The following is a 19,354-nucleotide window of genomic DNA, read 5'->3' as shown; positions in this document are numbered from 1 at the left end:
GGAGCCGGGTCACCGACCGTCCGGTCGCGCCGTGCCCGTCCGGACGGGACGTGCGGTGACGTCGATCGAGAGGATGCCGCGCCGCAGCGTGCGTCGATCCAGCGTGAGCAGCTCGTCCGGGCGCCAGGGGTTGCGCAGGTGCACCTGCTGGGTGCTCGGGTCCGCTCCGACCAGCGCGAACACGTGGTTGCGGGGGAGGGGGCCGGCCGCGGTGCGGATCCGGTGCGAGAGCGGATGCGTCGAGGCGAGCACCGCGTGACCCTCGCGGATCCAGCCGTCGAGGCGATCTGCGGCGGGCAGGCGCACATGGGTGTGCGCCCGGTCACCGGTCAGCAGCTCCAGGCCGAACCGGCCGATCCCGCGCTGCAGCCAGCGGTAGGAGCCCGCCACCTCGATCGCCGCCGCCTTCTCGAGCAGTCCTGGCCATCCGGGACCCCCGCCGACGGCGGTTGCTCCCACCCAGCGTCCCGCGGCGTCCACGGGCAGGCGGCGGTCCGTGCGGATGACGCGAGCGCCGCCGCGCAGGACCACGATCGCCTCGGTGCCCGACACGTCGATCATCGCCGCGATCCGCTCCGGGGCGGCCTCGTGCACGGCGAGCATCGCCGCGAGCACCCAGCAGTCGCCGTACCGCCCCTGGCGTGGCCGCGCGGCCCCCAGGAGCGGACCATCGTCGGCACGCAGCCCATGCCCGTGCGGGCCGATGGCGGGCTCGGCGTCCCGTGGGGCGCGCGCGACGGGGCCGCGGAGCGCAGCGGCGCGCAGGGCGCGACGCCAGCTCATCGGTCCGCGGCCGTCGTCGGGATCAGTGGGCAGCGGCGGGGACGACGTCCTGCCCGATCCGGGCCATGACGTCGCGGAACCACGGCTGGTCGATGTCGAAGGCCTTGTGGCCGGCGATCCGCTCGAACTCGATGGCGCGCAGCACGTCGCCGCGCTCCTCGTCCTGGCCGATCACGCCGCTGCCGCCCTCGAGGGCGACCTGCACCGCGAGGTCGGTCATCGACTGGATGAGGCGCAGGTCCTTCTGGTTGGCACGCGCCGAGCGGGCGAAGTACCCGGACTTCTGGACCATGACCTTCTCGGCCCCGAGCCGCTCGGCGAACTGCTGGGCGAACCACTGCCCGGGGTTGATGGTGTCGAGCTTGACGTGGCCGAACGGATCCTTCTCCGGCTCCTCGCCGCGCGCCTGCATCTCCGCGACGATCTCGGGGATCCCGGCGCCCTCGGACAGGAAGATGTTCACGCAGCCGTTGGCGTCCATGACGGCGCGCAGGCGCTCGGCCTCGCCGTCGATGTCCAGGGCGAGCTCGGGGAGGAACACGGCGTGCACGTCCCAGCGTCCGGGGGTCAGGCCGATCTCGGGCAGCCACTCCTGGGCGGCGTGCCACTGCTGGTAGTACTCGGCGGCCTGGGCGGTGAGGTACCCGCAGGCGCGGCCCATGATCTCGTGGACGATCAGCATGCGCGGGTTCGAGCCGTGCTCGGCGATGATGTTCTGCGCGAAGAGGCTGGTCTGCTCGGCGGCGGTGTCCGCGCCGAGGGACTGGCGGATCGGCACGATGTCGTTGTCGATCGTCTTGGGCAGACCCACCACCTGCAGGTCGTGGCCGTTGTCGTGGAGGTACTTCGCGAGGTCCGCGGCGGTGGTGTTGGTGTCGTCGCCGCCGATGGTGTGCAGGACGTCGACGCCGTCGGCCTTGAGCTTGTTCGCGGCGACCTCGAGCGCGTTCTCGCCCTCGGCGATGAGCCCGCGCTTGACGAGGTCCGCGGTGTTGGTGAGCTTGACGCGCGAGTTGCCGATCGGCGAGCCGCCGAACTCGTGCAGCAGGGCCGCCTTGGCGCGGACGGCGTCGTCGATGACGATCTTCTCTCCGGACAGCAGCCCCCAGTAGCCGTGGCGGTAGGCGATGATCTCGACGTCCGGCACGAGCGCGGTGTAGCGCTCGATGAGACCGCCGACGGCGGAGGACAGGCACGGGGCGTAGCCACCGGCGGTGAGGAGTGCGACGCGCTGGACGGTCATGGAGCGGGACCTTTCGACGAGGGGTCTCGGGGGCGGGGTGCGGGCAGGCCGATCCGGCCCGGCCCGCTGTCGGGGCGAGTCTATCGGCGCGGGCCGTCAGTCGCGGCGGCGTGCCAGGGCCGCGAGGGACTCCTCGTGGAGGAGCCCGTTGGTCGCGATCGCATCCGGGCCGAAAGGGCCGTCCTCGCCGTCGAGCGAGGTGAAGCGCCCGCCCGCCTCGGTGACGATCGGGACCAGCGCGGCCATGTCGTGCAGGTTCAGCTCGGGCTCGCAGGCGACGTCCACGGCGCCCTCGGCCAGCAGCATGTACGACCAGAAGTCGCCGTAGGCGCGCGTGCGCCAGAACCGCTGCATGTAGTTGAGCATCTGGGGGAGACGGTCGGTCTCGGCCCAGCCGTGCAGCGAGGAGTAGGACAGCGAGGCGTGCTCGATCTCGGAGACCTCCGAGACGTGCAGCTGCGTGGCCGAGGACAGCCGGGTGCCGGTCCAGGCCCCCGTGCCGGATCCCGCCCACCAGCGTCGCGACAGCGCGGGCGCCGAGACCAGCCCCACCACCACCTCGCCGTCCTCGACGAGGCCGATGAGCGTGGCCCACACGGGCACGCCGCGCACGTAGTTCGCGGTCCCGTCGATCGGATCGATGATCCACTGCCGCGAGGAGTGCCCCGTGGTGCCGAACTCCTCGCCGATCACCTGGTCGCGGGAGCGGGCCCGGGCGAGCTGGGAGCGGATCAGCTGCTCGGCGGCGCGGTCCGCGTCGGTGACCTCGGTGAGGTCCGGCTTCTGCTCGACCTTGAGGTCCTGGGCCTTGAAGCGGGAGGTGGTGAGCTGGTCCACCGCATCGGCGAGGACGTGGGCGAGCCGGAGATCATCGGCGTATCGGGCGGACATGGGTCTCACTGTACGGGCCACGGCGACGGCACCAGGTGATCCGCCCACGGAGCGCGGGCGAGCCGTGCGATCACACGTCCCAGGGGTCGTTGCGCCGCAGCGCCTCGGCCAGACGCCGGTACGAGAGCAGGCGGGAGGGACCGGCGGTGCCCGCCCGTCCCTCGGCGACCGCCGCGTCGAGGGCGCAGTCCGGGGCATCGGCCAGGTGCGTGCAGCCGCGGGGGCACTCCTCGGCCAGCGGCGCGAGGTCCTCGAAGGCGTCGAGGAGCTCGTCGGGATCCACGTGCCCGAGCCCGAAGGACCGCACGCCGGGGGTGTCGATCAGCCACCCGCTGCGGTCCGGCAGCCGCAGCGCGAGCGCGGAGCTCGAGGTGTGCCGGCCCCGGCCGGTCACGTCGTTGACGGCTCCGGTGGCGCGACCGGCCCCGGGGACCAGGGCGTTGAGCAGGGTGGACTTGCCCACGCCGCTGTGCCCCACGAGAACGCTGATCCGGCCCGTCAGGCGCTCACGCAGCGCGTCGAGGCCGACGATCGTCCCATCGGGCGCGACGTGCGTGACGACGTGGTCGACGCCCAGCGGCGCGTAGTCGCGGAGGAACGCGGCGGGGTCGCGGAGGTCCGCCTTCGTCAGGGCCAGCAGCGCGTCGATGCCGGCGACGTACGAGGCCACCAGGCAGCGGTCGACCATGCCCGCGCGGGGTTCGGGGTCGGCCAGCGCCGTCACCACGACGACCAGGTCGGCATTGGCCACGAGGGGGCGCTCCGTCGGGTCGTCGTCGTCGGCGCTGCGGCGCAGGAACGAGGTGCGGTCCTGGATCCGCACGATCCGGGCCAGGGTCCCCTCCCGTCCGCTCGTGTCCCCGGCCAGGGCGACCATGTCCCCGGGCACCACGGGGGAGCGTCCCAGCTCGCGGGCTCGCATCGCCGTGACCTCGTGCTCGTCGTCTCCGCCGGCGTCGACGACCGTGCGCCAGCGCCCGCGGTCCACGGCGACCACGCGGGCCGGGACCGCGTCGCGATGGGCGGGACGGTCCTTGGTGCGTGGTCGCGAGCCGCGTCGGTTGGGGCGGACGCGGATGTCCGACTCGTCGAGGTCGCGGCCGCGGCGGGTCACCACCGTGAGGCCGCCGGGGAGTCCGTGTGCAGCGTCGACAGCCACATCCCGACGAAATCGGGAAGGGTCTTGCGGGTCGTCTCGACGTCGACCACGCGGATCCCGGGCACGCGCAGGCCGATGATCGCGCCCGCCGTCGCCATGCGGTGGTCCTCGTAGGTCGCGAAGGTGCAGCCCGTCAGCGGCCCGGGATGGATCTCGAGGGAGTCCTCGTGCTCGACGGTGCGGGCGCCGACCTTGGCGAGCTCGGTGGCCAGGGCATGGATGCGGTCGGTCTCGTGGCCGCGCAGATGACCGATGCCGCGCAGGTGGCTGGGCCCCTCGGCGAGGGTCGCGAGCGCGGCGATCGTGGGGGTCAGCTCACCGACGGCCGAGAGGTCCACGTCGATGCCCGCGATGGCCCCGGTGCCCGTGACGGCCAGGTCCGTGCCCTCGCGCTCGACGGTCCCGCCCATCCGCGTGAGCAGCTCGCGATAGGCGTCGCCCGGCTGGGTGGTGTGCTCGGGCCAGTCGGCGATGCTCACGGTCCCGCCCGTCACGAGCGCGGCCGCGAGGAACGGGCCGGCGTTGGACAGGTCGGGCTCGACGAGCACCTCGCCGAGCTCGATGGGGCCGGGCGTCACGGTCCAGGTGTGGGTGCCGTCCCCGGCGACCTCATGGGTGGCCGCGACCCCGGCCTGCTCGAGGACGGCGAGGGTCATCTCGATGTGGGGCAGGGACGGCAACGTGGAGCCCACGTGGCGCACCGTGAGGGGCTCGGAGGCCCGTGCCGCGACGAGCAGCAGGTTCGAGACGAACTGGCTGGACGCCGAGGCGTCGATCTCGACGACCCCGCCCGGCAGGTGCCCCCGGCCGTGCACGGTGAGGGGCAGGCGGTCGGGCTCGCCGTGCTCGGTGACCTCCACCCCGAGCGCGCGCAGGGCGGCGATCACGGGTCCCATCGGCCGGCGCAGCGCGGACGCATCCCCGGTGAAGCGGACGTCGCCGTCGTGCAGCGGGGCGATCACGGGCACGAACCGCATGACGGTGCCCGCGAGACCCGTGTGGACCTCGACGTCCCGGCGGGAGCCCGTGCCCCACGGACCGGGCTCGACCTGGAGGGATCCATGCGATTCCTGGAACCGCACGTCGAGACGCTCGAGCGCGTCGCGCATGATGCGCGTGTCCCGCGAGCTCAGAGGAGCTCGCAGGACGCTGCGGGAGGACGCGAGGGCGGCCAGCACCAGCCAGCGGGCCGTGAGCGACTTGGATCCTGGGACGCGGACGAAGGCGTCCACCGGCGCGTCGGCGCGCGGGGCGGCCCAGCTCAGCTCGGGCACGGCGGGTCAGGCGCGGTCGAGGTGGACCGCGCGCGCGACCTCGTCGGCCTTCTTGGACGCCGAGTCCTTGAGCGACGAGGCGGACTTCTCGAGCTGCTTCTGCGTGCGCGCCGCGGACCGCTGGCCCCGCTGCACGAGCTTGTCGACCCGGTAGCGCAGCGAGGGGCTGCCGTCGGTGTCGGCGACGGCCAGCAGCACCCCGCCCAGCAGGCCCGCGTCGGTGAGGATCGACTGCAGCTCCTGGACGCGCTCCTCGCCGCGGAGCTGCCAGATCTTCTTGCGGTTGGCCAGCCCCACGGAGGTCGTCGCCAGCAGCAGCACGGCGGCGGCACGGGGGGCGCGGTTGGTCGCGTACAGCAGGCCCGCACCCGCGGCGACGATGCCGGCGCCGCGGACGATCGCGCGCGCGTCGACGAAGGAGGGGGCGGCGCTGCGCGAGAGCGCCTTGTCCACCTGGCCGAAGGCGGCCGGGGCCACGTCGATCTCGCGCTCGGGATGCAGGGCCGTGCGCACACCCTCGAGGACGAAGGGCGCGGCGAGCAGGGGGCGGGCGATGCTGCGGATCAGCGACATGGTGTCCTCACGATCAGGGGTGTGGTGGGGTGCATCACCGACAGGGCGGGGGATCCCTCCCGGCGGCGGGGCATCCGGTCTGGTCACAGGCTATCGCGCGCGGACCGCCGGGGGAGGGCGCGCCGGGCTCCGGCGGAGGTGCGGCGTGCGGGGAACAGGGGCGTCATCTCCGGCGTTGCACACGGATGCACGCCCCGGGACCCGGCAGGAGGAGACGCATGACCGCGACGATCACGAGGGAGTCCTCGCGCCCCCGCTCACGGACAGACCGGGCGCGTGGCGTATTCTCGGCGCCGATGACGACACCGGACACGACCCCTCGCGAGCAGCCGCAGGCCCCGCCCGACGGTGCGCCCGCGACGGCCCCGCACGCCGCGGACGGCTTCGACTTCGAGGCCGAGGCGCTGGGCCACCTCGACGCGCTCTACGGCGGTGCGCTGCGCATGACGCGCAATCCCCAGGACGCCGAGGACCTGGTCCAGGAGACCTTCCTCAAGGCGTTCCGGGCACGCGACCGGTTCACGCCGGGCACCAACCTGCGCGCCTGGCTGTACCGCATCATGACCAACACGTACATCTCGAGCTATCGCGCCAAGCAGCGCAGGCCCCAGGAGTCGTGGAGCGAGGACATCAGCGACTGGCAGCTCGCCCAGGTCGAGTCCCACACGAGCACCGGCCTGCGCTCGGCCGAGGCCGAGGCGATGGACAAGCTCCCGGACTCCGCCGTCAAGGAGGCCCTGGCCTCCCTGCGCGAGGACTACCGCATGGCGGTCTACCTCGCCGACGTCGAGGGGTTCGCCTACAAGGAGATCGCCGAGATCATGGAGACACCGATCGGGACCGTCATGTCCCGACTGCACCGAGGCCGCCGACAGCTCCGCGAGCTGCTGGGCGACCACGCCCGGGAGCTGGGCATCGGTCGCGGGAGCAGCGACGAGGAGGCACAGGCATGAACGGGTCGGACATCACCGGCGCGGACGCGACCGGGACCCCGGGACCGGGACGCGCCGAGGAGCGGGACGGAGCGGCCGAGGCCCCCCACGAGGACACGCGCGAGGTGGCACGCCGCTTCGCCCTGGATGAGGCCGCCGACGGCGAGCTGACCCCCGAGCTCGCCGAACGCCTCCGACAGCACTGGGAGACCTGCCCCGAGTGCGTCGAGGAGGTGGAGCGGGTGCTGCGGATGAAGGAGCTCGTACGACGCTGCTGCGCCGCGGAGACCGCCCCGGCCTCGTTGCGCGAGCGCATCAGCATCGAGGTGCACCGCACCCGTACCGAGGTCTCCGTCCGGACGACCCGCAGCATCACCGTCACCGGCCCCTGACGGCGCGCGGCGCGCCGCGCGAGGACGGGGACGCACGAAGGGCTCCTCCCGATCGGGAGGAGCCCTTCGTCGACTCACGGACGGCTCAGGCGTTGGGACGCTTGCCGTGGTTGGCCCCGCTCTTGCGTCGGGACTTGCGCTTGCGACCGCGCTTGCTCATGTCGCCACTCCTTCCTTCACCGCTGTGGACAACCCCGCTATTGTGCCACAGCGGGTCCGGGACGTCAGGCCTGGGTGCCGAGCCAGCGACCGAAGCCACCATGCAGCACCAGCCAGGCCATCAGCCCGTACCCGGTCTGCGCGGGCACCTCGCCGCCCGTCAGGGCGAGATCGGTCTTCCACTGGTCGTGGTCCGCGAGGGCCTCGACCGTGTCGATGTAGGTCACGCGCCGACGCTCGCAGACGTCCGCGAAGGCCGAGGAGAGATCGCGGATCGCCGCGGTGCGGGCGCGGTCGCGCACAGGCGGGGGCCCCACCACGAAGGCCGGGATCCGGAGCCGCTCGAGGCCGTCGAGCACCTTGGCCAGGTTCAGCCGCGAGCGTGCCACCGAGATGCCGCTCTCGATGTCCCCGGTCCCCAGGCCGATCACGACCCGGTGGGCAAGGCGGCCCTCCGCCACGGCCTCGGGGTCGCTGCGGTGGGCGACGTCCCGCTCCCAGCGCTCGGCGAGCGAGGCCGAGGTGTCGCGGGGCAGCGCCACGGGGAACAGCTCGACCGGGGCGCCGTGGCTCTGCTGGCGGGCGACCGCACGGCCCAGCCAGCCCAGCGCGCGGGCATCGCCCACTCCGGCGAGCAACTCGTCGCCCAGGGCGATGAGGCGGATGCGGCCGGGTGCGCCGGCAGGGTTCTCGGTCACGGGGACTCCTCGACAGGATGGGGACGGGGACGACGACGTGCGGGGCCGACCTCCGGAGGCCGGCCCCGCACGGGTGCCGTCAGAGCGTGAAGGCGCGCCGGAGGAGATCCTCCTGCTCGGCCTTGTGGCGACCGGCGGTGCCGGTGGCGGGCGAGGCGGAGGCCGGTCGCGCGACCACGTCGAGGTCGCGGCCCACCTGGTCGGCGAAGTTCACGGCCATGAACGCCCACGCGCCCTGGTTCTCCGGCTCCTCCTGGACCCAGCGGACGCGGGCCTCCGGGTAGGCGGCGAGCACCTCGCGCAGCTCCTCGGCGGGCAGCGGGTACAGCTCCTCGACGCGCACGAGTGCGACGTCCTCGATGCCCTCGCCGCGCCGGTGCGCCGCGAGGTCCCAGTGGAGCTTGCCCGTGCTCAGCAGCACCTCGCGCACGGTGCCCTTGTCCACGGTCAGCGTGTCGTCGTCGAACACCGGGCAGAAGGTGCCGTGGGTGAACTCCTCGACCGCGCTGACCGCCGCCTTGTTGCGCAGCATCGACTTGGGGGTGAGCACGATGAGGGGACGGCGCGGCTCGAGCTTGGCCTGCCGGCGCAGGAGGTGGAAGTAGTTGGCCGGGCTCGACGGCGCGGCCACCCGCATGTTCAGCTCCGCGCACATCTGCAGGAAGCGCTCGGGCCGTGCCGAGGAGTGGTCGGGCCCCTGGCCCTCGTAGCCGTGGGGCAGCAGCAGGACCACGCCCGAGTTCTGCCCCCACTTCTGCTCGGAGGAGGAGATGAACTCGTCGATGATCGTCTGCGCGCCGCCCACGAAGTCGCCGAACTGGGCCTCCCAGAGCACCAGGGAGTCCGGGCTCTCGACGGAGTAGCCGTACTCGAAGCCCAGCGCCGCGAACTCGCTCAGCGAGGAGTCGTAGACGTTGAAGCGCGCCTGGTCGTCCGAGAGGTGCAGCAGCGGCGTCCAGGTGTCCTGGGTCCGATGGTCGATGAGCACGCTGTGGCGCTGGGTGAACGTGCCGCGACGCGAGTCCTGCCCCGACAGGCGCACCCGCGTGCCCTCCAGGAGCAGCGACCCGAAGCTCAGGAGCTCGGCGAAGGCCCAGTCGATCTTGCCCTCACGGGCCTGCTTGGCACGCTTGTCCACGAGCGCCTGCAGCTTGGGATGGACCGTGAAGGACTCCGGCATGGCCGTGTGCGCGTCGCCGATCCGCGCCAGCACCGCGGCCGTCACCACGGTGTCGGGCACCTCGGTGCTCTCGGACTTGCGCTGGGACTTGGGGAGGTCCAGCCCCTTGACGGAGTCCTTGGACGCGGAGCCGCCCTCGGTGCGCGACGCCGAGAAGGCCTGGTCGAGATGGTGCTGGAAGTTGCTCGCGATCTCGGCGTGCTCGTCCTCGGTGATCTCCCCGCGCTCGATGAGCGCCTGCGTGAACAGCTTGCGCACGCTGGGCTTGTCGTGGATGAGCTCGTACATGAGCGGCTGCGTCATCGAGGGGTCGTCACCCTCGTTGTGCCCGCGTCGGCGGTAGCAGACCATGTCGATCACGACGTCGCGGCGGAACTTCTGGCGGTACCGGAAGGCGATCTCCGCGACCCGCACGCACGCCTCGGGGTCGTCCCCGTTGACGTGGAACACCGGCAGCTGCGTGGCCTTGGCGACGTCGGTCGAGTAGTACGACGAGCGCGAGGAGTCGGGCTCGGTCGTGAAGCCGATCTGGTTGTTGATGACGACGTGGATCGTGCCGCCGGTGCGGTATCCGCGCAGCTCCGAGAGGTTCAGGGTCTCGGTGACCACGCCCTGTCCGGCGAAGGCGGCGTCGCCGTGGATGAGCAGCGGCAGCACGGGGAAGTCGCTGCCGGCGCGGTTCAGGCGGTCCTGCTTGGCCCGCGTGATGCCCTCCAGGACGGGGTTGACCGCCTCGAGGTGCGAGGGGTTGGCCGCGAGGTAGACCTTGGTGCTCGCACCGTCCTCGGCGGTGAAGGTGCCCTCGGTGCCCAGGTGGTACTTCACGTCGCCCGAGCCGAGGCTGGACTGCGTGCCCTCGAACTCCTGGAAGATCTGCCCGTAGCTCTTGCCCGCCAGGTTCGACAGGACGTTCAGCCGCCCGCGGTGGGCCATGCCGATCGTCACCTCGTCGATCCCCTCGTGCGCCGCATCGCTGACGATGCAGTCCAGCAGCGGGATGACGGACTCGCCGCCCTCGAGGGAGAAGCGCTTCTGGCCCACGAACTTGGTCTGCAGGAACGTCTCGAACGCCTCGGCGGCGTTGAGGCGGTCCATGATGTGCGTCAGGACCTCCTTGGACATGCGCTCGTGCGGCGACTCGAACTGCTGCTGGATCCAGGCGCGCTCCTCGGGATCGGCGATGTGCATGTACTCCACGCCGATGGTGCGGCAGTACGCATCGCGCAGCACGCCGAGGATGTCGCGCAGCGTCATCGTCGAGCGGCCGCCGAGTCCCCGGGTGGGGAAGGTGCGGTCGAGGTCCCAGAGCGTCAGGCCGTACGTCTGGACGTCGAGGTCCGGGTGGGTGCGCTGGCGGTACTGCAGGGGGTCGATGTCGGCCATCAGGTGACCGCGCACCCGGAACGAGTGGATCAGGTCCATCACATGGGCGAACTTCTCCTCCTGCGAGTCGTGCAGGGGGTTGTCCGCGACCCAGCGGATCGGCTCGTACGGGATCCGCAGCGAGGTGAAGACGCGGTCGAAGAAGCCGTCGAGGCCCAGCAGCTTGTCGGCCATGCGCTTGAGGAACTCGCCGGAGGCGGCGCCCTGGATGATCCGGTGGTCGTAGGTCGAGGTCAGCGTCATGACCTTGGAGATCGCGAGCTCGGCCAGCGTGTCCTGGCTCGCGCCCTGGAACGGGGCCGGGTAGTTCATCGCCCCGACGCCCACGATCGTGCCCTGCCCGGACATGAGACGGGGGATCGAGTGGACGGTGCCGATGCCGCCGGGGTTGGTGAGCGAGACGGTGGTGCCGGTGAAGTCGTCCATCGTCAGCTTGTTGGCGCGGGCGCGACGCACGACCTCCTCGTAGGCGCGCCAGAACCCGCGGAAGTCGAACCGCTGGGACCCCTTGATGCTGGGCACCACGAGGCCGCGGGAGCCGTCGGGCCGCGGCATGTCGATCGCGAGGCCGAAGTTGATGTCCTCGCGGCGCAGCATGACGGGCTTGCCCTTGTCGTCCACGTCGAAGCCGTTGTTCATGTCCGGCATCTCGGTGATCGCCTCGATCATCGCGAAGCCGATGAGGTGGGTGAAGGAGACCTTGCCCTGGCGGTTGCGCTTGAGGTGGTTGTTGATGACCAACCGGTTGTCGAACAGGAGCTTGACGGGCACGTCGCGCACGCTCGTCGCGGTGGGCACGGTCAGCGACTCGTCCATGTTCCGCACGACGGCTGCGGCGGGGCCGCGGAGCTTGACGACCTCGGGGGCGATCGGCGCGGGAGCATCGTCCGTTGTGCGGGGCGCCGGTGCCTTGGCCGGGCGGTCGGACGTGGTGGAGACCCCGGGGGCGGGGGAGTCGCTGGATGCCATGGGTGCTCTCGTGTCCTCGGAGGGAGTCGGTGCGGCGGATCCGCCGGTGGTCGTCATGGTGGGCTCGGCGGACGGGGTCGCAGTGTCCGCAGGAGCATTCGGGGCCGGGGCCGGGGCCGGGGCGGGGGCCGGAGGGTCGGTCGCCTTCGCGGGAGCCGCCGCGGGCTCGGCGGGCGCCGGTCGCGCCGCGGGCTTCTCGGGCTCGCGCGGCGGCGCGGCCTCCGGGGGTGTCGGGGGTGCGGGCTCCTCGGGATCGCGGACGTCGTCGTCCGTGGTGGGAGCGGCGGGTGCGCCGTACCGGGCGCGGAAGAACTCCGCCCAGGAGGGGTCCACGTTCGAGGGGTCGTCCGTCCACTGGGCGTGGAGCTCGTCGACGAGCCATTGGTTCGGCCCGAACTCGGGGTCCGCGACCGCGTCGCGGGGGGCCTGTGTCTTCTGTGACACGCTGAGATCGCCAGCCTTCTGGATGTCGCGTACGAGGATGTGCCCAGCCTAACCGAGGCCGCGTGCTCGCGTGGTCCCGGCCGGACGGGGTGCGGAGCCCCGGCTCAGGCGTCCGCCGCGGTCCCGGGGGAGGGACCGGGGGCCTGCGTGGTGTCGGGCAGCGTCACGTGGATGACGGAGGACCGGCCATCGGCCCGGTGGGCGGGGGCGTCGTCGTCCCGGACGTCGATCGTGCCGCCGTGCAGAGTGACCGCCCAGCGTGCGATGGCCAGTCCCAGCCCGGTGCCGCCGGAGCTGTCGGCGCCGCCGCCGCGCTGGAACCGCTCGAACACCCGTGCCCGGTCCTCCCGGGCGATCCCCGGCCCCTCGTCGCGCACCTCGAGCCAGATCCCGGAGCCGTCCTCGAGGGCGGCGGCGTCCACCCGGATCCGGCCTCCGGCGGGGGAGTGGCGGGCGGCGTTGTCGAGCAGGTTCGCGATCACCTGGTGGATGCGCTCGGGGTCCGCGTGGACGGTGAGGTCCGCCGGGCGCACGTCGATCATCCAGCGGACGTCCCGCTCACGGGCCCGGGCGCGCAGGGCGGCGGCGTCCGCGGCCTCGTGGAGGAACGGGGTGAGCTCGATGAGCTCGGGATCCAGGCGGATGACCCCGGCGTCCAGGCGCGAGAGGTCCAGCAGATGGTCGACGAGGCGGGAGAGTCGCTCGGTCTCGGTGAGCGCCACCTGGAGCGCCGCGGGATCGGCCTCGGTGACCCCGTCGACGAGGTTCTCGAGCTGGCCCCGCAGCGCAGCGACCGGGGTCCGCAGCTCGTGGGAGACGTTGGCGACGAGGTCCCGGCGCATGCGGTCGGTCTCCTCGAGGTCCCGGGCCATGACGGTGAAGGCCTCCGCGAGCTGCCCCACCTCGTCCCGGGAGGACGTGGTGATCCGCTGGCCGTAGTCGCCACGGGCCATGGCCCGGGCGGCCCGGGTCATCTCCCGCAGCGGCGAGGTCATGCCGCGGGCGAGCACCTGGGTGACGGCCAGACCGATCACGATCACCACGGGGATCGTCAACAGGGCCGAGAGACCGGCGCGCGAGCCGATCCACGCCAGTGCGGACGCCACGGCGACGGACACGCCCACCAGCACGCCGAGCTTGACCTTGAAGGATCCCAGGCCCGAGAGCGGCCGCATGTCCAGGACGTCCAGGCCCTCGCCGCGGCGCGGGTCCGCCGGTCCGCCGGAGTCAGGTGCCGACCGACCCGGCGGCGGGCCGGAGGGGGAGGGGGTCACGCCGGGGCGTCCTCGTCGGCGTCGTCCGGGGTCTCCAGCGCGTAGCCGACCCCGTGGACGGTCCGCACGAGGTCCGCCCCGAGCTTGCGGCGCAGGGCCTTGACGTGGGAGTCGACGGTGCGGGTGCCTGTCGCGTCGATCCAGTCCCACACGTCGGCCAGCAGCTGCTCGCGGGTCAGGACGGTGCCGGGGGTCTGGGCCAGGCACAGCAGGAGGTCGTACTCGGTGGGGGTGAGATGGGCGAGCTCCCCGGCCCGGGTCACCCGCCGGCTGCCACGGTCGATCACGAGGTCCCCGAGGGTCAGCACCGTCGTGGCCGACTGCTCCTCGGCGGGAGAGGGGGCACGACGGACCCGGCGCAGCAGGGCCTTGAGGCGGGCCACGAGCTCGCGCATCGAGAAGGGCTTGGTCATGTAGTCGTCCGCGCCGACCCCGAGACCCACCAGCATGTCCGTCTCGTCGTCGCGCGCGGTGAGCATGAGGACGGGCACGGGCACGTCCGCCTGGATCCGTCGGCACACCTCGAGCCCGTCGAAGCCGGGCAGCATCACGTCCAGCACGACCACGTCGGGACGTTCGCGGGCCACCGTTCGCACCCCCGAGGGGCCGTCGAGCGCGGTCGAGACCTGCCAGCCCTCCGCCGCCAGGCGGTCGGCGATCGCGCGGGTGATCGTGGGCTCGTCCTCGATCACGACGACCCGGGTGGGCGCACCGGTCCCGTCCGGGCCCTCCGCGGACGTCCTGGACGTCGACGGGGCGGACGCGGCCGATGGCGAGGGGGGAAGGGGCGAGGACCTCGGGGTGGACATGCGGACACTGTATCGACGGGCAGGCGCGCGCCCGTGGCGGACCGGTCACCTCCTCGGGACGTTCACTGGATGCGCACGACCTGCCTCCCCTAGACTCCCCCGCATCATGACTGCATCGCCCGTACCGAGTACCGGCGCGCGCACCCGACGGGCACTCGTCCCGTCCGTGCGCGCAGGCGCCCCGGAGCGCCCCTCCTCCTCCCGCGGCGGCACCGACCGCGCGGCCCCGCGCACCGTCGTGCACCCCCGCAGCTCCGGGGGACGGGCCCGATGACCTGGATCCTGCTGGGCTTGGGCGTCGTCCTCACGCTCGGGACGGCGTTGTTCGTCGCCTCGGAGTTCTCCCTCGTGGCCCTGGACCGCCACACCGTCGAGAAGGCGCGCGACGAGGGGGACCGTCGCGCCGGCGGCGTGCTCTCGGCGCTGACCCACCTCTCGACCAACCTGTCGGGCGCACAGCTCGGGATCACGATCACGACGCTGCTGTTCGGCTTCGCCGTCCAGGATCCGCTCGCGGGGCTGCTGGCACCGCTGGCCGGGGCCGTGGGGGTCCCCGAGGGCGTCGTGGGCCCGGTGTCCGTCGTGGCCGCGATGGCCATCGCCTACGCCTTCTCGATGGTGTTCGGCGAGCTGGTCCCCAAGAACCTCGCGATCGCCGACCCCATGATGACCGCGCGCTTCGTCGCGCCGCTGCAGCACGGGTTCACCACCGCCCTGCGCCCCTTCATCGCCGTGTTCAACGCGACCGCCAACGCGGTGCTGCGCCTGGTCAACATCGAGCCTCAGGAGGAGCTGTCGGCCGCGCGCTCCCCGGCCGAGCTCGACTCGCTCGTGCGCCACAGCGCGCAGTCCGGGACGCTCGACCGCGGCACCGCGATCCTGCTCAGCCGCACCCTCGAGCTCTCCGACCGCGAGGCGGGCGACGTCATGACCCACCGCGGGGCCATGGTCGCCATCGAGGCCGAGGCCTCGGCGCTGGACGTCCTGGCGCTCTCGCGCGAGAGCGGGCACTCGCGGTTCCCCGTCATCGACGGCGGGGAGGACGACGTGATCGGCGTGGTGCAGGTGCGCCAGGCCGTCTCGGTCCCGCGTGCCGACCGTGCGGCCACGCCCGTCCGCTCGCTGGCGACCGAGGTGCCGCGGGTCCCGGAGACCGTGCGCCTGGACTCGCTGCTGCTGGACCTGCGGGACCTCGGCGCCCAGCTGGCGGTCGTCGTCGACGAGTACGGGGGCACGGCGGGGATCGTGACGCTCGAGGACGTCGTCGAGGAGATCGTCGGCGAGGTCAGCGACGAGCACGACTCGGGCGAGCCCGAACGCTTCGTCGAGGGCGTCGACGACTGGGTGGTCTCGGGGCTCATGCGCCCCGACGAGATCCGCCGCGAGCTCGGGGTCGTCGTCCCGGAGTCGCCGGACTACGACACCCTGGGCGGCTACGTCATGGACGTCCTGCGCCGGGTGCCGGCCGCCGGGGACGTCGTCGTGCGCGACGGCCTGCGCCTCGAGGTCGTGGACATGGACGGCAGGCGCGTCGACCAGGTGCGCCTGGCCGTCCTCGAGGACTCCGCGCGGGTCCGCGAGGAGACGGAGGAGGACGACGATGAGTGATCAGCTCGCCCTCCTGCTGGGGCTCGCGATGCTCGTGGGCAACGCCTTCTTCGTCGGCGCGGAGTTCGCGGTGATGACCGCGCGTCGCAGCCAGCTCGAACCGCTGGTCGACGAGGGTCGCACGGGCGCCCGGACCGCCCTGTGGGCCATCGAGCACGTCTCGGTGATGCTCGCCGCGGCGCAGTTCGGGGTCACCGTGTGCTCGGTGACCCTCGGTGCCGTGGCCGAGCCCGCGATCGCCCACTTCCTCGAGCCGCTCCTGCTGGGCATCGGCGCGCCCGAGGTCGCGGTGCATCCCATCGCCTTCGTGATCGCCCTGCTCATCGCCTCCTACCTGCACGTGGTCTTCGGCGAGATGGTCCCCAAGAACATCTCGATCGCGGTGCCGGTGCGGGCCGTGCTGATCCTCGCGCCGCCGCTGGTGGCGATCGCCCGGATCCTCACACCCATCATCTGGGTCCTCAACGCCACGGCCAACGCGATCCTGCGCCTGCTGGGCGTCCAGCCGCGCGACGAGGTAGGCGCGGACTTCACGGCCGAGCAGATCGCCGTGATCGTCGACGAGTCGCGACGCGAGGGCCTCCTCGAGGACGACCAGAACCTCCTCCAGGGCGCGATCCAGTTCTCCGACCACACCGCGGCGGACGTCATGGTGCCCATGGCCGACGTCGTCACGGTCACCTACGACGTCACGCCCGCCCAGATCGAGGACCTCGTCGCGCGCACCGGGTACAGCCGGATCGGGGTCCGCAACGACGCCGGGGACCTCGTCGGATACATCCATCTCAAGGACGTGCTCCTCGCGCCGGACGTCCCCGACGCCGCGTACGACCGTCCGATCCATCCCGGGATCGTGCGGGCCGTCGTGTCGGTCGCCGCCGACGACGACGTCGAGGAGGCCCTGCGCGCCATGCAGTACAACGGTGCGCACATGGCCCGCGTCGACTCCGCCACCTCGCGCAGCGTGGGCGCGGTGTTCCTCGAGGACGTCATCGAGGAGCTCGTGGGCGAGGTCAAGGACGTCATGCAGCGTCAGCGGGCCTGACCCGGACGGACACCGGGTGGCGCAGGTCACAGGGTCCCGGCCCCGCGTGTGGGACGACCTTCAAGAGTGGCCCCCGGTGCGCGCCCCTCGGCAAAGATCGGGTAATCATCGCGTCCGTCGGCTCGGCCTCGCGGCGGGTCGTCCCTACGGTGGTGCAGGTAGTTCAGCGACGCGTCCTTCCCCTGTCCGGCGTCGCACCTGGACTCGGAACGACTCCCCCTCGTTGAACGGAAGCAGGAACTGTGGCCAATCACCGCGCGACCGGCCGTGCTCAGATGAGACCTCTGGCGAAGTCCCCCCAGGCGAGTCATCGTGACGCGACCTCCCTCCCGGTCGGCGCCGTGAAGGTCGGAGTGCTCGGAGTGCTGGCGACGGCGACGATCGCCGTGCCCGTCGCCTCGGCCGCCGCGAGCCAGGGCGGCGTCGCCGCGGCCCTCTCCGGCGAACTCGTCGGAGCCGCCCACGCCGCGCCCGCCCAGGCGGCCCCCGCCGCCGCGAAGTCCGACGCCGCCGTGCAGCTCCCCGCCTCCTCGAACCTCACCGCCTCGCTGACCACCACGGCCAGCGTCACGGCCGAGCCCGCGCCGACGGCGACCGCGACCACCGCGCCCGAGCAGACCGCGGGCGACGAGACGGCCACGGCGGCCGGTGCCGCCACCGACGTCGAGGCCGGTGCCGCCGCGGACGTCGCGCCGGCGACCGGCGGCTACATCAAGCCCGTCGACGCCCCCATCACCTCGAACTACGGCTGGCGGATCCACCCCACCCTCGGCTACAAGAAGCTGCACGACGGGGTCGACTTCGGCGCCGCCTGCGGCACCCCGGCCGAGGCCGTGCAGGCCGGCGTCGTCACCGAGGTGTCCACCAACTCCGCCTCGGGCAACCGGGTCTTCGTCGACCACGGCAACGGTGTCATCACGGGCTACTTCCACCTCCAGGCCTTCAAGGTCAAGGAGGGGGACCGCGTCGCCCAGGGGCAGACCGTGGGCCTCGTCGGCAGCACCGGGCGCTCGACCGGCTGCCACCTGCACTTCTCCAAGGTCGACGAGTCGGGCAACTACTCCGACCCCATGTCGCTCTTCCAGTGACCGCCCCGGTCGTCCTCGGCGTCGAGTCCTCGTGCGACGAGACCGGCTTCGGGATCGTCAGCGAGGGCGTCCTGCTGGGGCAGGGGCTCGCCAGCAGCGCCTCCCAGCACGCGGAGTTCGGCGGCGTGGTCCCCGAGATCGCCGCCCGTGCCCACCTCGAGGCCGCCGTGCCCACGCTCCGGATCGCCCTGGCCGATGCCGGGGTCGAGCTCGGTGACATCACCCATGTGGCCGCGACCAGCGGACCGGGACTGGCCACCGCCGTGCACGTGGGGCTCGCCGCCGCCAAGGCCGTCGCCTGGTCCCTCGACGTCCCGCTGTACGGGGTGCACCACCTCGCCGGCCACGCCGCCGCCGACACCCTCGAGCACGGCCCGCTCCCGGACGAGTCGATCGTCCTCATCGTCTCCGGGGGTCACACCTCTATCCTCCACGTGCGCGACCTGGTCCGGGACCCCATCGAGCACCTGGGCGACACCGTCGACGACGCCGCCGGCGAGGCCTTCGACAAGGTCGCACGCCTGGTGGGCCTCGGGTATCCCGGTGGGCCCGCGATCTCTCGCGGCGCGGTCGAGGGCGATCCCACCGCCTTCTCCTTCCCGCGCGCGATGCTGCGCGCCCAGGACGCCCGCTACGCCTTCTCCTTCTCGGGGCTCAAGACCTCCGTGGCCCGCACGGTCGAGACCTTCGAGCGCCGCGGCGAGGCCGTCCCGGTCGCGGACGTCGCCGCCTCCTTCGAGCAGGCGGTGGTCGACGTGCTCGTGACCAAGGCCCTGCGCGCGATCGGGGACCGGGGGCTGTCGACCCTCGTGATCGTCGGCGGGGTCGCCGCCAACGCTCGTCTGCGGGCCGTCGCCCAGGAGCGCTGCGATGCCGCCGGGATCGCGCTGCGGATCCCGCCGATGCGCCTGTGCACCGACAACGGCGCGATGATCGCCGCGGTGGGGGACCTGCTGGTCCGCTCCGGGGCGAGCCCCAGCGGTCTCGCGATCGCCGCCGACTCCTCCGCGGTCCTGCACGGGGCACAGCTGCCGCTGCCGGCGGGCTTCGGGGCCTGAGGGCACCTCTCGCCGCGCCACGGGGTCGTTCGTCGCCGGGCTCTGCGCGGGGGCGGTGACCTGCACCTCACTCCGGGCGATGGCGCGCCCGCGACCCGGGGCTCGGCGCCGCGCGTTGCTAGACTGTCACGGCACGCCCGCGTAGCTCAGTGGATAGAGCGTCTGCCTCCGGAGCAGAAGGTCGTAGGTTCGAATCCTGTCGCGGGCACCATGGAGCCCCCGGGCCGAGGTCGCACGGATCTCGTCCGGGGGTTCTCGCACGTTCGGGGTCCCATGTTCCGAACCCGGCACTCCGCGAGCGTCGCGGTTCGTCGCACCGAGTGCCGGTGCACCGGGTTCGGGCCCATCGTGCTGCTGTCGGACGGGCATCCGTGCCCGGACACCGTCTCCGG

General features: G+C 72.7%; 17 protein-coding genes and 1 tRNA gene. 7 read left to right on the top strand and 11 right to left on the bottom strand.

The window, feature by feature from the left end; all coding sequences use genetic code 11:
* Positions 1–9: 9 nt before the first annotated feature.
* From ACT3TZ_RS01660 to ACT3TZ_RS01635, 6 genes are all read right to left on the bottom strand, one after another.
* Positions 10–783: a C2 family cysteine protease gene (locus tag ACT3TZ_RS01660; RefSeq protein WP_444581647.1), complete on the bottom strand. Its 774-nt coding sequence runs from the start codon at positions 781–783 to the stop codon at positions 10–12.
* 22 nt (positions 784–805) lie between these two features.
* Positions 806–2,026, bottom strand: coding sequence for a pyrophosphate--fructose-6-phosphate 1-phosphotransferase (locus ACT3TZ_RS01655; protein WP_444581646.1), 1,221 nt, complete (start codon positions 2,024–2,026; stop codon positions 806–808).
* A 96-nt stretch (positions 2,027–2,122) separates the two neighbouring features.
* Positions 2,123–2,917, bottom strand: coding sequence for an inositol monophosphatase family protein (locus tag ACT3TZ_RS01650; RefSeq protein ID WP_444581645.1), 795 nt, complete (start codon positions 2,915–2,917; stop codon positions 2,123–2,125).
* 70 nt (positions 2,918–2,987) lie between these two features.
* Positions 2,988–4,034 (bottom strand): ribosome small subunit-dependent GTPase A, encoded by a 1,047-nt coding sequence (gene rsgA, locus ACT3TZ_RS01645; RefSeq protein WP_444581665.1) that lies wholly within the window; start codon positions 4,032–4,034, stop codon positions 2,988–2,990.
* A complete protein-coding gene (aroA, locus tag ACT3TZ_RS01640) occupies positions 4,028–5,350 on the bottom strand; it encodes a 3-phosphoshikimate 1-carboxyvinyltransferase (RefSeq protein ID WP_444581644.1) in 1,323 nt (440 codons plus the stop codon). Before aroA ends, rsgA begins: the two co-directional genes overlap by 7 nt.
* Positions 5,351–5,356: 6 nt before the next feature.
* Complete coding sequence (locus tag ACT3TZ_RS01635) at positions 5,357–5,923, bottom strand: hypothetical protein (RefSeq protein ID WP_444581643.1); 567 nt, start codon at positions 5,921–5,923, stop codon at positions 5,357–5,359.
* Positions 5,924–6,219: 296 nt separating this feature from the next.
* Between ACT3TZ_RS01635 and ACT3TZ_RS01630 the strand changes: the two genes are divergently transcribed.
* Positions 6,220–6,876, top strand: a complete 657-nt coding sequence (locus tag ACT3TZ_RS01630; protein WP_444581642.1) for a sigma-70 family RNA polymerase sigma factor — start codon at positions 6,220–6,222, stop codon at positions 6,874–6,876.
* Positions 6,873–7,247: a mycothiol system anti-sigma-R factor gene (rsrA, locus tag ACT3TZ_RS01625; RefSeq protein ID WP_444581641.1), complete on the top strand. Its 375-nt coding sequence runs from the start codon at positions 6,873–6,875 to the stop codon at positions 7,245–7,247. Before ACT3TZ_RS01630 ends, rsrA begins: the two co-directional genes overlap by 4 nt.
* 85 nt (positions 7,248–7,332) lie before the next feature.
* On the opposite strand, the gene ACT3TZ_RS01620 is transcribed toward rsrA, so the two are convergent.
* The 5 genes from ACT3TZ_RS01620 to ACT3TZ_RS01600 form a co-directional block, all read right to left on the bottom strand.
* Positions 7,333–7,407 carry a 50S ribosomal protein bL37 gene (locus tag ACT3TZ_RS01620; protein ID WP_370297284.1) on the bottom strand — a complete coding sequence of 25 codons (75 nt, stop codon included), beginning with the start codon at positions 7,405–7,407 and terminating at the stop codon, positions 7,333–7,335.
* Positions 7,408–7,471: 64 nt separating this feature from the next.
* Positions 7,472–8,104, bottom strand: coding sequence for a GDSL-type esterase/lipase family protein (locus ACT3TZ_RS01615; protein WP_444581640.1), 633 nt, complete (start codon positions 8,102–8,104; stop codon positions 7,472–7,474).
* A 79-nt stretch (positions 8,105–8,183) separates the two neighbouring features.
* Entirely contained in the window at positions 8,184–12,080 is a 3,897-nt protein-coding gene (locus ACT3TZ_RS01610) for a multifunctional oxoglutarate decarboxylase/oxoglutarate dehydrogenase thiamine pyrophosphate-binding subunit/dihydrolipoyllysine-residue succinyltransferase subunit (RefSeq protein WP_444581639.1), read from the bottom strand.
* 104 nt (positions 12,081–12,184) lie between these two features.
* Positions 12,185–13,255 carry a sensor histidine kinase gene (locus ACT3TZ_RS01605; protein WP_444581664.1) on the bottom strand — a complete coding sequence of 357 codons (1,071 nt, stop codon included), beginning with the start codon at positions 13,253–13,255 and terminating at the stop codon, positions 12,185–12,187.
* 95 nt (positions 13,256–13,350) lie between these two features.
* Positions 13,351–14,163 (bottom strand): response regulator transcription factor, encoded by an 813-nt coding sequence (locus ACT3TZ_RS01600; RefSeq protein WP_444581638.1) that lies wholly within the window; start codon positions 14,161–14,163, stop codon positions 13,351–13,353.
* Between the two features lie 270 nt (positions 14,164–14,433).
* Here ACT3TZ_RS01600 and ACT3TZ_RS01595 point away from each other — a divergent pair, with 270 nt between their 5' ends.
* The 5 genes from ACT3TZ_RS01595 (at position 14,434) to ACT3TZ_RS01575 (ending at position 19,173) form a co-directional block, all read left to right on the top strand.
* The gene (locus ACT3TZ_RS01595; RefSeq protein ID WP_444581637.1) at positions 14,434–15,771 is read left to right on the top strand and encodes a hemolysin family protein; all 1,338 of its coding nucleotides are present in this window, start codon (positions 14,434–14,436) and stop codon (positions 15,769–15,771) included.
* Complete coding sequence (locus tag ACT3TZ_RS01590; protein WP_444581636.1) at positions 15,764–16,816, top strand: hemolysin family protein; 1,053 nt, start codon at positions 15,764–15,766, stop codon at positions 16,814–16,816. Before ACT3TZ_RS01595 ends, ACT3TZ_RS01590 begins: the two co-directional genes overlap by 8 nt.
* Positions 16,817–17,157: 341 nt before the next feature.
* Entirely contained in the window at positions 17,158–17,904 is a 747-nt protein-coding gene (locus ACT3TZ_RS01585; RefSeq protein ID WP_444581635.1) for a M23 family metallopeptidase, read from the top strand.
* Positions 17,901–18,962 (top strand): tRNA (adenosine(37)-N6)-threonylcarbamoyltransferase complex transferase subunit TsaD, encoded by a 1,062-nt coding sequence (gene tsaD, locus ACT3TZ_RS01580; protein WP_444581634.1) that lies wholly within the window; start codon positions 17,901–17,903, stop codon positions 18,960–18,962. The genes ACT3TZ_RS01585 and tsaD overlap by 4 nt, the downstream gene beginning before the upstream one ends.
* 135 nt (positions 18,963–19,097) lie before the next feature.
* Positions 19,098–19,173 (top strand) — tRNA-Arg (locus ACT3TZ_RS01575).
* Positions 19,174–19,354: the final 181 nt, after the last annotated feature.

Origin of the sequence: Brachybacterium sp. AOP25-B2-12 (assembly GCF_052378625.1) — a bacterium.
GTDB lineage: Bacteria > Actinomycetota > Actinomycetes > Actinomycetales > Dermabacteraceae > Brachybacterium.
This window is presented reverse-complemented; position numbering and strand designations above follow the sequence as displayed.